Annotated in this window: 9 protein-coding genes and 1 pseudogene; 3 read left to right on the forward strand and 7 right to left on the reverse strand. The window is 58.9% G+C overall.

The annotated features are described in order from the left end of the window. The first annotated feature begins 47 nt into the window (after positions 1–47). The 3 genes and pseudogenes from tnpC to DBIPINDM_RS01595 form a co-directional block, all read left to right on the forward strand. Positions 48–1,631 (forward strand): IS66 family transposase, encoded by a 1,584-nt coding sequence (gene tnpC / locus DBIPINDM_RS01585; protein ID WP_258581125.1) that lies wholly within the window; start codon positions 48–50, stop codon positions 1,629–1,631. Beyond that, positions 1,628–2,230: a UPF0149 family protein gene (locus DBIPINDM_RS01590; RefSeq protein WP_258581126.1), complete on the forward strand. Its 603-nt coding sequence runs from the start codon at positions 1,628–1,630 to the stop codon at positions 2,228–2,230. The genes tnpC and DBIPINDM_RS01590 overlap by 4 nt, the downstream gene beginning before the upstream one ends. A gap of 80 nt (positions 2,231–2,310) precedes the next feature. Next, a pseudogene (locus DBIPINDM_RS01595) lies at positions 2,311–2,508 on the forward strand (IS1595 family transposase); the annotation flags it as partial. Positions 2,509–2,649: 141 nt separating this feature from the next. On the opposite strand, the gene DBIPINDM_RS01600 reads toward DBIPINDM_RS01595, so the two are convergent. The 7 genes from DBIPINDM_RS01600 to DBIPINDM_RS01630 all read right to left on the reverse strand — a co-directional run bounded on the left by DBIPINDM_RS01600 (position 2,650) and on the right by DBIPINDM_RS01630 (position 11,293). Then, entirely contained in the window at positions 2,650–3,882 is a 1,233-nt protein-coding gene (locus tag DBIPINDM_RS01600) for an ATP-grasp domain-containing protein (protein WP_258581127.1), read from the reverse strand. Positions 3,883–4,317: 435 nt separating this feature from the next. Next, complete coding sequence (locus tag DBIPINDM_RS01605; RefSeq protein ID WP_258581128.1) at positions 4,318–5,748, reverse strand: amidase; 1,431 nt, start codon at positions 5,746–5,748, stop codon at positions 4,318–4,320. Between the two features lie 110 nt (positions 5,749–5,858). Next, positions 5,859–6,845 (reverse strand): ABC transporter ATP-binding protein, encoded by a 987-nt coding sequence (locus DBIPINDM_RS01610; protein ID WP_258581129.1) that lies wholly within the window; start codon positions 6,843–6,845, stop codon positions 5,859–5,861. Further along, positions 6,842–7,858, reverse strand: coding sequence for an ABC transporter ATP-binding protein (locus DBIPINDM_RS01615; protein ID WP_258581130.1), 1,017 nt, complete (start codon positions 7,856–7,858; stop codon positions 6,842–6,844). Before DBIPINDM_RS01615 ends, DBIPINDM_RS01610 begins: the two co-directional genes overlap by 4 nt. Then, on the reverse strand, positions 7,855–8,706 hold the full coding sequence (locus tag DBIPINDM_RS01620; RefSeq protein WP_258581241.1) for an ABC transporter permease: 852 nt from the start codon (positions 8,704–8,706) through the stop codon (positions 7,855–7,857). The genes DBIPINDM_RS01615 and DBIPINDM_RS01620 overlap by 4 nt, the downstream gene beginning before the upstream one ends. A 43-nt stretch (positions 8,707–8,749) precedes the next feature. After that, positions 8,750–9,688, reverse strand: a complete 939-nt coding sequence (locus DBIPINDM_RS01625; protein WP_258581131.1) for an ABC transporter permease — start codon at positions 9,686–9,688, stop codon at positions 8,750–8,752. Positions 9,689–9,709: 21 nt separating this feature from the next. Beyond that, positions 9,710–11,293 (reverse strand): ABC transporter substrate-binding protein, encoded by a 1,584-nt coding sequence (locus tag DBIPINDM_RS01630; protein WP_258581132.1) that lies wholly within the window; start codon positions 11,291–11,293, stop codon positions 9,710–9,712. Between the last annotated feature and the right edge of the window lie 103 nt (positions 11,294–11,396).

Here is an 11,396-nt window from a genome sequence, read left to right on the forward strand (position 1 = left end):
TGTCGATTTTGCTTCCGTAGACGAGGTCTTTCGGGTATGTAATTTGGGTGTCGGAACAAGCTCCCTCCATCGCTGATTTCCTCGCCCGGATCGCCACTCTGGAGGCGGCGGTTTGTGCCCGTGACATCGCCATTGCCGAACGGGATGAGCAGCTGCGAAGAGAGCGCGCCGAGGCCGCGCTTCGCATCCAGCGCCTGCAGCTGCAGATCGATCGCTTCAACCGCAAGGCCTTCGGCCGCTCCTCCGAGAAGCTCGGCCAGATGCAGCTCGAACTCGAAGATCTCGAGACCGATTTCGCCGCCAGCGTGCCCGATCTCGAACTGCCTATCGTCGCGGACAGCGACAAGGTGCGGGTGTTGCCGGTGCGTAAGCTCAATCCCAACCTGCCGCGCAAGCGGGCCGTTCGCGAGCCGTCTTGCGCATGTTGCCCGGGCTGCGGCGGCGATCTGCGCGCCATGGGCGAAGATGGCGACGAGATGCTCGATCTGGTCGCCCAGGCCTGGCAGGTGATGGAGACCATTCGACCCAAGTACAGCTGCCGGACCTGCGATAAAATCATCCAGGCGCCGGCGCCAGCCAAGGCCATTGCACGCGGTAAGCTCAGCTATGCCGCGCTCGCCCATATCATGATGGCGAAGTGGGGTTATCATCTGCCCTTCTACCGTCTGGCCCAGATGATGGCCGCCAAGGGCGTCGATATCGAGCGTTCCACGCTTGCGCGCAGCGCCGGCTACGCCGCCGCCTTGCTCGATCCGATCTGCAACCGCATCCGCGAGATCGGCCGTACCCGCACCAAGATTCATACCGACGACACGCGGCTTCCGATCCTGGCGCCCGGCAACGGCAAGACACACAAGGGCGCGCTCTGGGTTTATGTCGCCGACGACCGCAACTCGGGTTCGAAGGAGCCGCCGATCGCCTGGTATCGCGCCACCATGGGCCGCGCCGGCGAGAGCGTGATGAGCGAACTCGCCGGATTTGCCGGCACGCTCCAGGCCGACGGATTCAGCGGCTATAACCAGCTCTACAAGGGCGGCGCCATTCGAGAAGCAGCCTGCCTGGCCCATCTGCGTCGCAAGATATTCGACGTTCACGACAGCCAGCCGACCGCGCTCAGCACGACGGCGATGGCCGGTATCCAGGCGATCTACCGGATCGAGGAAGAGATACGGGGACTCCCGCCCGCCGAGCGATTGGCCGCACGACGAAGGCGGACCCGACCACTGGTCCGGGCGCTGCGACGACAGCTCATGCGCCAGGGCAACGGTTTGTCGCGCCATGCCGATATCGCGAAGGCCTTCGCCTATGGCACCAGACGATGGCGCGCGTTCAATCGCTTCCTCTACGATGGCCAGCTCGAGCCCGACAACCTGATCGCGGAGCGGGCGATTCGTGGATTTACAGTCGGCAGGCGCAATTGGCTTTTCTCGGGCAGCTTCGCCGCGGCAGAGCGGTCAGCGGTCGTGCTCAGCATCATTGAGACGTGCAAGCTTTGCGGCGTCGATGCCGAAGCCTACATGGCCGACGTCACCGAGCGCATCCAGAATGATTGGCCAGCCTCGCGCTGGGACGAACTGATGCCGTGGAATTGGGTGCGCCGCGAAGAGATGCAGCTCTCCTTGGCGGCATGAGCGCGCTCGATGACATGGCGCTGTCGGACGAGGCGCTCGAGGCCTGGATGGCCGCCAAGACCAACCGCCGCCCGCTGGTGCAGACCATGTCGGCGCTGGATGGCTTCGTAACGGCGGCGGTCATCGGGCCGCGGTTCCCGGACCCGCAAGACTGGATGTGCCCGCTCATGGGGTTGCCGCGCGACGTCTTGGCCAAAGGGTCTGCAACCGATCACGCCGTGTTTGCCAGCGTCGCCAGGATCCACAACCGGATCAACGAGACGCTCTTCGACAGACCACAGGATTATGCGCCCCGATTCGCAACCAAGCCCAGCGGCGGCATCGACCCCCGGCCGTGGTGCCAGGGGTTCTACGCGGCCATGAATCTCAACATCAAAAGCTGGAGACGGCTACTCGACCTCGACAACCCCAACCACGGCCTGCTGCTGCCGATCCTGATCTACTGTGTCGACAAAAAGGGGAAACCCGTCCTCGGCAAGCCCAGGCCGGGGCCCGAGACCGCGCACTTCATCGAGCACGAGGCGTACAAAGACATCGCCCTCGTCATCCCCGCCCTGCGCGAACTCCATTACGTCACCCGCTATGACGATCCGAAGTGATCGGCGCCGGCGCGCCGACCAACGAGGATCTAACCATCAAGACCGATTTCAGGAAAGGTGCCTTGGCGCATCGCTTACTCCGCTGGTCTCAGCGCGTCGTGTCTGGAAGCGCCGTTCGGAAAACTCGGCACGGCCGGGAAATCATGCGAACGCTCTGGTCACGGGTGCCGCCAGCGCTGCAACTGCCGACTGTCTTTCGTGCTGCCACGGGACGTCAGATGCGCCGAAGCCCGTATGGCGGCATCATCATCAAATCAGCCGTAGCTGTCTTTGGTTGATAAAGGCCGCGTTGTTGAGCGTACTTTCAGCGCGCTGCCCTCCAGTTGTCGTGAAGAGCCGGGTCCGTATGATCGCGTCGGCGTACCTGCCCTGGGGTCATTGCGTAAACAGCCGTCCTCATCGTCGACGGCATCGCACCCCTATTCGCCAAGGCTCGAAAATGGTGTAATTGACCAACCGATCAAGTCGACGGCCCGCTGAAGGATCTCAGCGGTGTGGGTACGGCTGGGTGAAGCGACGATGACATGTCCTATCCAGTCTCTCGTATCGCCTTTTCTGTTAATCGCCGTCGTGGGTTCGACATAGAATTTGATCTCGGCGACACCTGGCACAGCGGCCGCCCGACTCTCGCCAGCGATCGAATTGATAGTGCCATCGCGATCAGGAACAAAGATCCGCGCGGCCGCGGTCTGCGACCGCGTTTTGCGCAAGTCCCATTTGTCGCCGATCACAAGCTTGATGTGCTCGGTGATCAGATCGACACCATAAACCAGTGGAATCATTTGCGGAACGGGCGTGCCAGCAGCCCGTGGATTGACTTCAATGACGACTGGGCCACGCTTCGTCCACCGGAGTTCAATGCACGTTGGGCCCCAGCCCAAGCCAAGAGCTCGCAGACAGGTCAGCGAAACATCGACGATTCGATTGTGCTCGTCATCGGTCAGCGGAGCCGGATAGGTGAGCTCATGAAAGACAAAATGCGGGTGGGGGCCGAACTCGCCGGCGCATATCGCAATGACCTCGTCTCCCATTATGTCGGCGCAATAGTAAGGGCCTTGTGCGAATTCTTCGACCAGTATTCTCGGCGCAGATCGCCATATGTGCTTCCCGCCCAACAGGTAGGCAGTATGTTCGGCTAACTCACTGACGTTGCAGCACAATCGGACACTTCTGCTCCCGACCCCTACGGCTGGCTTAAGAATTACCGGCAGGCCGATCTCCGCGGCTGCGCTTTCCACATCCGTCACATTTGTTGCCAAGCGGTAAGCAGGTATCGGGACGCCGGCGTCCGCGAGGAGCTGTCGTTGAACGAATTTGTCGCAGCATCGCTCAATCGATTCGGGGTTAGGTCCAGGTAGATCGAAATGCCGGCAAAGCTTGCCAACTGCCGGATAGACGATCTCCTCCGTGCTCGCAATGCCAGCGATGTCATAGCTCGCTCGTAGCCGAGAACATTCATGGATCAGCGCATCCAGATTGGTTGTATCGACCTGAATTGCCTCAACCCGTTCCGTCGCAATGTAATCGTATTTTGTGGGATCTGCTGATAGGGTAATTGGATGAAGACCAAGACGCTTGGCCGCTTGGATGTATAGCAGTCCAGTGCATCTAGGGTGACCTTCTACCAAGATGAGCGCTCTTCTTCTTGCCATAGGCTGTTGTCCAATGCTGTTCGATGCTGCCGGCAGTTCAACTCGCCGAGCCCAGACCTTAGAATTGCATTGAACGTACCGCTCTGAGCGAATTTTCGGTGCAAAAATTTGCGAAATTTATTTGAAGGTTTTGTTGCGCCGGATCGCGTCTTGCCGCTTGGGAAAGCGAAACAGCACCGGTGCCCGTTTCCAACTGGAGGTTCTCAACCGAACAGGCTCGCCTCTAATTGGCCAAAGCTATCCAAAACCAACCGCCTAAGAGTCATTATGGCTGTGCATCGAGGCTTCGGCCGGCATACAGCATCTATCCCGTAGAGGACAACCGCCGCCTCGGCCCGGACGAGGATTCCAACACGTGCCTGGCGGGCGATGCTCGGCACCGGCGCCCATGTATGCAGGCGCCGACGCGTTCCCCGGCATTGTCGGTGCTGCTACTTAGCCTCCTGCTCGAACCTTTGGAAGCCGGTGACTCCATGGCATGGCTTCCTCCAGATCGCGTGCGATGCGGACAAGGGTCGCCTCGTCGCCAAAGCGGCCCACGATTTGAAGTCCAATAGGCAGACCGCTTGCGCTTTGTGCCAAAGGTAATGATACCGCAGGTTGTCCAGTAACATTAAATACTCCAGTGTACTGACAAAGTGCGGCATCCGCTGCTGTGAATTCCTCTGCAGACACCGTAGGATTGGTCGCACTACACGTGGCGCCGTGGGGTATAGCCCCACACGGCATCGTGGGTGTAAGCAAGATGTCGAAGGCTTCGATCGACTCGCCCACGCTGAACCGCATTCTTTGCAACGTCTCGTGTAAGTCCGCCTCTCGTCTTTGTAAATTTCTGCCGTATTCGTAAACCTTGAGATTGGCGGGCTCTAAGGTGTCCGCATTGATTGCGCGTCCCATGGACCGCGCCGCTTCTTCAAGTGAACGTGCGCTATAGCTTGACAGGCCGAGCCATATTTTAACGTAGTCGGATGGCTCATATGGCGGCTCGATATCCGTGACAATATGGCCCATTTCCTCCAGAAGAGTGGCCGTCGACTCGACCGCCTCAAGCACTTCCGGGTCGACATCGACCGCACCCCATTTGGTCCTCGCGACCCCGACCCGCAGAATGCCGTTGCGCTGCAACAGTTCTTCCACATATGGCCGCTTCGGCTGGACGATGACGAACGGATCACCAGGATGAGGACCAGAAAAGACGTCCAGCGCGGCGGCCATATCGCGGACACCCCGGCACAAAACAAATAGTCGAGTAAGGCCAAACGCTGGGTCCTGGCCGTTCGGGCCGCCGGAAACACGTCCGCGGGACGGGTTTAGCCCTACCAGGCCGCACCAGGAGGCGGGGACCCGAATTGACCCGCCACCGTCACCACCAGATGCGATCGGAGTGATGCCCGCCGCTACGGCCGCCGCTGATCCCCCAGACGACCCACCCGCGGAGCGCTCTAAATCCCATGGATTCCCAGTAACTCCGTTGAGAATGGATTCCGTCATTATGGTTGACCCAAGCTCCGGCGTCGTTGTTCTTCCGAGCGTGCGGAGCCCGGCGTCGCGAGCGCGACGAAAAAAATAGCTGTCGATGTTGGAGCGATAGCCTTTTAACAGCCGGCTTCCCTTTTCTTGGAGGCGTCCAACTTCCGTGGGGCCAGTATCCTTGCGAAGAAACGGCACGCCATGAAAGAGTCCCCCGTCTGCGCCGGCAACTGTCTCGGCATCTTCGTAGAACTCGATGACAGCGTTGATGCGAGGATTGACCTCGTCGTGTGCCTCGCGGGCCAAGCGTGTTAGTTCCACGGGCGTCACTTCGCGCGCATTCACGAGAGCTGCCAAACCGGTGGCATCATATTCTACGTACTCACCTAGTTTCATTGCTCTATCCTTTTCTACGGTCGGCTGTAATTCGACGCACAAACGCGTTTGCGACTCGTCAAAGCTTGGGATTTCAACTGAGAGGGTGGTCACCCCCAACAGGGGCGATTTCACGCTCCAATGGGGAAGTGGCATTTGAACCTATGCTCGGTGTCATCCGAGTTTATCGAAGGTTCGGGGAAGACGCGGCTGCAGATATCCTGCGCATAACGACAACGGGTGTGGAACTCACAGCCGGATGGCCGCCGCATCAGGCTCGGCACCTCACCCTTGAGCTCGATCCTATTGAGCACAGCATCCGGGTCAGGCTCAGGATTGGCCGCAAGCAGCGCCTCGGTGTAGGGATGACAAGGGTGTTCAAAGATACGCTCGGTCGAGCCGACCTCTATAAAGCGGCCGAGATACATGATCGCCATTCGATCGGTCATGTGGCGTACGACATTGAGATTGTGCGTGATAATCAGGATCGCCATGCCGAGTTTGTCCTGAAGCCGCGCGAGGAGATTGAGCACCTCGCCCTGCACCGAGACGTCGAGGCCTGCGGTCGGCTCATCGGCAATAATCAAGTCCGGATTCAGCGCAAGGGCACGCGCGATGCCCACGCGCCTGGCCTGACCGCCGGAAAGCTGATGGGGATAGCGGCGAGCGAAATCATCTGGCAAGCCGACCATGCGCAGCAGGCGCGCCGCCTCGGCACCGGCATCGCGATCCTTTAGCCCATGGATACGAAAAGGCTCCATCAACAGCGATCGCACTGTCAGCCTTGGCGAAAGCGAGCCGACCGGATCCTGGAACATCATCGCCATCCGGCGCAGGTACGGCTTGCGATCAGCCCCCGTGATACCCTCAATCTCCTGTCCGTCGAAATTGATGTTGCCGCTCACAGCTCGCTGCAAGCCGATTATCGTGCGCGCGATGGTGGATTTGCCTGAGCCGCTTTCACCGACAAGGGCGAGTGTCTCGCCCTTGTCGATTTTAAAGGTCACACCGCATACCGCGTCGGTAAAAGGCGCTTTCGTCCCGGTTGCGAGCGCCTTCAGTGGACCCATGGTGCGGAAACGGACGCGCAGGTCCTCAACCCGAAGCAGCGCGCTCATGCCGACACCAACCGTTCTTCGTCGAGGAGATGGCATCGCGCGACTTGGTCCAGGCCGATGCGATACTCAACGGGTTTGTCGTGCGCACACCGATCAAATGCCTGTGGGCACCGCGCGCGGAAGATGCATCCCACCTTGCTGCCCAGGAGACTAGGCACCTCACCGGGAATGGTCGGCAAAGTGCGCGTGCTCTTTTTGATACGCCCGGGATCGCACTCAAGCAGCGCGCGCGTATATGGATGAGCAGGATTGTGGAAGATGTCCCGAACGGCACCCTGCTCCACCACTTCGCCCGCATACATGACGGCGACCCGGTCGCACAGCTCAGCCACCGCTCCGAGGTGGTGGGAGACGAACAAAACCGAGCAGCCGATCTCCTTTTGCAGTTCCTTGAGGAGATGGATGATCTGCACTTCCAGCGTTGCATCAAGCGCAGTGGTTGGCTCGTCGGCGACGAGCAGCGCCGGTTTCACAAGAAGCGCCATGGCAATGCAAACGCGCTGACGCATGCCGCCAGAGAAGTGATGCGGATAGGCGCCGATACGACTTTGAGGGTCGGGAATTCCGACCCGGTGAAGCATCTCCAGGGCGCGAGCGCGTTTTTCGCCGCGGCTTCCCTGTTCGTGGTGCTGGATATCGATCATCTGGCTCTCGATGGTCCGCACGGGATTGAGCGCGGTCATCGGGTCTTGGAAAATCATCGAAAGACGGTCACCGAGCAGGCTCCGACGCTCGGAAGCGGGCATTTTGAGCAGGTCTTTACCTTCGAACAGGATGCTGCCGGCTGTCACATCCGCATTTTCGGGAAGCAGGCCCATCACCGTATATGCAAGGGTGGATTTCCCAGATCCACTCTCGCCAACTATGCCGACTACCTGTGCCGCCGGAACTACGAGCGAAACGTTACGCAGGGCGTGGACGTGCCCACGTGGTGTGCCAAAATCGAGATTCAGATCACGGATCTCAAGTAGCGGCCGCGCGGACGTATGCTGTGTCAGACGGTCGTGTCTCATAGGTCTTTCCGCAATTTGGGATCGAATATGTCGCGCAGCGCCTCCCCCAGGAACGTGAAGCCGAGTGTTGCGAGAACGATGGGAATGCCGCCGGCTATGACCAGCCAGGGCGTCTGACCGATGTAGCTATAGCCATCGTTTAGGATAGCCCCCCAATCAGGCGTTGGTGGTCGCACGCCCATGCCGAGAAAGCTGAGACCCGCCTCTACGGCGATGACGGCCGGAACGTCCATGCTCACCAGAATTAGAAGCGGGCCGAGAACATTTGGCAGCACGTGCACGGCGAGAATGCGTGTGGTGCCGGCACCCATGCTGCGCTCCGCGGCGATGTACTCACTGCTACGCAGCGCTTCTGTCTGGGTGCGCACGACACGCGCGTAAATCGGCATAGACGTTATTGCGATAACTAGAATGACACTCGCTAAGCTTGGTCCCAGAAGCGCGATCATGGCCAGCGCGAAAATGATACCTGGAAACGAGCGGATCGTATCGAAGAGCAACAAGAGTACATTGTCGAGCCAGCGAGGACCGAACCCTGCAATCAAACCAAGTACGAGGCCGACTGCCAGCGAACTACCGAGCGCCGCGAAAGCAACAAGGAGCGGGATGCGACCGCCCATAATAATGCGAGAAAACGTGTCGCGGCCCAGTTGGTCTGTCCCCAGCAAAAAATCGATTGAAGGTGCGGCCAGACGCGGCCCCACCATGATTTGGGTCGGATCGTGCGTGATAATCAGCGGAGCGAAGATCGCAGTTGCGGCTATGACTATGACAAGCACTGCTCCGAGCACGCCCAGGCGGTTTTTGCGAAATTGCCCCAAAAAGCTGCGAAAGGCACCGGTACCCATCGCATCGCTGGGTTCGGGACGGATGGCTTCTGCGCTTACCATGTCAGAGCTTTTCCCGGGTTCGCGGATCGAGGAATGCATTGATCAGATCCGAGAGCGTCGTAGCGGCAACTATTAGGAACGTGGTGACGAGCACGACGCCCATGACAATCGGATAGTTGCGCGTATTGACCGCATTCACCAGCAATGCGCCGATGCCAGGTCTCGCGAAGACCACCTCGATAAAGACAGCGGACGAAAGCAGCCACGCGATGCCTACCCCGAGTATGGTCACGGTCGGCAGGATCGCGAGGGGCAGCGCGTAGCGCGCAACGATCTTCCATTCCGAGATCCCGAAAGAGCGGGCCATGCGCACGTGGTTTTCCCCTAGAACCTCAAGCATGGATGCCCTTAGCAGCCGGGAAATATAGCCCACCCAGCCAACGCCTATGGCGAAGCCTGGGAGAATGAGATGGATAAGCCCATCCCTGTAGCCATTGCCGGCTCCGATCGCTGGCAGCCAGCGCAGCGTCACGGCAAAAATCAGCAGCGCGTAGACCGCCACGACGAAGGAGGGAATTGCTATCGTGGCGACCGTCACGACGCCGGCCACTTGGTCGACCAAGGAGTTGCGCCGCATGGCCGAGTAGCAGCCGAGCGGCACGGCTATCACCACCGCCCAGAGGATCGAGACCAGAATCAGTTCGATCGTATAGGGCAATTGCTCGAAGACAATGTCGGCGACTGGTCTCTGGCTGAACACGTCAAAGCCGAGATTGCCATGAAGCAGGCCGCCGAAGAACGTCAAGATCTGCACAACCAGCGGCCTATCCAACCCCATCTGCTGATGCAGCAGCGCCTTCATCTCGGGCGTCGCCCGCGGGCCGAGCAGGACCGCGGCAGGATCGCCCGGCACGGCACGGATCATTAGGAACAGAAGCGTCACCGCGATCACAATAATTGTGACCGCGAGGACGATCCTCTTGAGGAAGTACAACCACATTCCTGTCTACACCACTGAAGTCTAAATCGGCTTAAAATCGATGTATAGCGGACGCCCGTCCGGTCGGGTCGCAGCCTGCATTCGAGTGGTGCGGTACATGATCGGCGCAGCACCATTGGTGAGGAACCGGTAGGCGCCTGAATCCTCCATAAGATCCTGCATCTCACGGTAGAGCTTCGCCCGCTCGTTCGGGTCATCGAGCGCGAGCGCCTTATCGTTGAGCTCATCGAAACGCTTGCTGCTGAAGCGTTCCCAGTTCCATTTACCGACTTGGCTGCTTATATAGGTGGACGAAAAATAAAATGGCTCCGGCAGCATGGTGAAATGCTGGATGATAAGTTGCATGTTCTTCCAGCGATCGCCCTCGGATTCGATGCCGATCGAGTAGAACGAGCCCTCGTCCTGGACATTTATCTCGACGGCAATGCCGATCTGCGACAATTGCGCCTGCACCACTCCCGCCATGGTCGAATAGTCGCTCTGGTTTAGGCAATCGAGGGTCAAGGTGAGATCGCTCACCCCGGCCTTTTCCATGAATGCCTTAGCCTTTGCGAGGTCGCCTTCCGGTGGGATGAGCGCCTTGTCGCGATACCCGACAAGACCTTTTGCAAGCATGCCAGTGGCCACGTCGACCTGCCCCGCATAGGCTGCATCCAGGATCTGCGGTACATTGATTGCCCACTGTATCGCCTTGCGGACATTGATGTCCTTCAGCTTCGGGTGATCGATATTCATGCCGACATAGGTGAAATCGAGTGAGGGCTTTTCCTCGACCTTAGTGTCAGCGGGCGGATTGCTCTTGAAATTTGCAAGTGAATCCACGCTGATAGCAGTGAAATCGATGTCGCCAGCCTGATAGGCGCGTTCCGCCGTTTTGGTGTCGCCGATTGGCAGGATGCGTATTTCGTCAAACCCCGGCTTTGGGCCGGACCACTCCGGGTTCCGGGTCAAAAGCACATACTCGTTCGGCTTCCAATCGGCGAAAACATATGGGCCGGAGAAGGCGGTCGGCTTCATGCCAAAGGCACCGCCGTCCTTGTTAATTTTCACCACCGCATCTTCGGAAACGATATGGCCGACGCCATAGGGAAGCGCTAGGGTCCAAGCCGGCACGAACGGGGTCTTAAAGACGATCACGCCATTATAGTCATCCTCCACCTCAACGTGGTCGAGCGGGCCAAAATCAAAACTGCTTCCTGAATTAAGCTTGATCACACGCTCGAACGAGAATTTCACGTCCTTGGCAGTCAATTCGCCGTAGCCGCCGGTGAATTTTATGCCCTTACGAAGGTGAAAACGGATATGAGTGGGATCGACCTGTTCCATCTTTTCAGCCGCTTCAAGCTCCCATTCCCATTTAGAGCCCGGCTTGTACCGAATGAGCTTCGAATAGATACAGCTCATCACCTCGGAATTAATGCTCCCGATATAAAAGGCAGGGTCTAGCTTGTCGACATCCCTGTTTGCGCGCGCGGTGAGGACTTTGCCCTCGGCGGCCCAGATAACTTGCGAGAGCGGCATGCCGGCAGCTACCAATCCGCCTCCGAGCGCGGCGCCGGTATTGAGAAACGCTCGACGGCTCACATTGCCTACGGTATTTTCCATGATCTGTTCCTCCCTTTTGGTTGTGCGACTACCGCCCGGTCATCCGCCGAACTAAGGCAAATTCAACTGGGTTCATTCGACCGCCTGTTGACTATTGAAGTAT

The sequence above is a fragment of the Mesorhizobium sp. AR02 genome, assembly GCF_024746835.1.
In the GTDB taxonomy this organism is placed as follows: domain Bacteria; phylum Pseudomonadota; class Alphaproteobacteria; order Rhizobiales; family Rhizobiaceae; genus Mesorhizobium.

What these genes read in the sequence shown, in the direction of transcription:
- DBIPINDM_RS01590 (WP_258581126.1), top strand. Translation starts at nt 1,628, where the DNA reads ATGAGCGCGCTCGATGACATGGCGCTGTCGGACGAGGCGCTCGAGGCC.
- DBIPINDM_RS01600 (WP_258581127.1), bottom strand. Translation starts at nt 3,882, where the DNA reads ATGGCAAGAAGAAGAGCGCTCATCTTGGTAGAAGGTCACCCTAGATGC.
- DBIPINDM_RS01605 (WP_258581128.1), bottom strand. Translation starts at nt 5,748, where the DNA reads ATGAAACTAGGTGAGTACGTAGAATATGATGCCACCGGTTTGGCAGCT.
- DBIPINDM_RS01610 (WP_258581129.1), bottom strand. Translation starts at nt 6,845, where the DNA reads ATGAGCGCGCTGCTTCGGGTTGAGGACCTGCGCGTCCGTTTCCGCACC.
- DBIPINDM_RS01615 (WP_258581130.1), bottom strand. Translation starts at nt 7,858, where the DNA reads ATGAGACACGACCGTCTGACACAGCATACGTCCGCGCGGCCGCTACTT.
- DBIPINDM_RS01620 (WP_258581241.1), bottom strand. Translation starts at nt 8,706, where the DNA reads ATGGGTACCGGTGCCTTTCGCAGCTTTTTGGGGCAATTTCGCAAAAAC.
- DBIPINDM_RS01625 (WP_258581131.1), bottom strand. Translation starts at nt 9,688, where the DNA reads ATGTGGTTGTACTTCCTCAAGAGGATCGTCCTCGCGGTCACAATTATT.
- DBIPINDM_RS01630 (WP_258581132.1), bottom strand. Translation starts at nt 11,293, where the DNA reads ATGGAAAATACCGTAGGCAATGTGAGCCGTCGAGCGTTTCTCAATACC.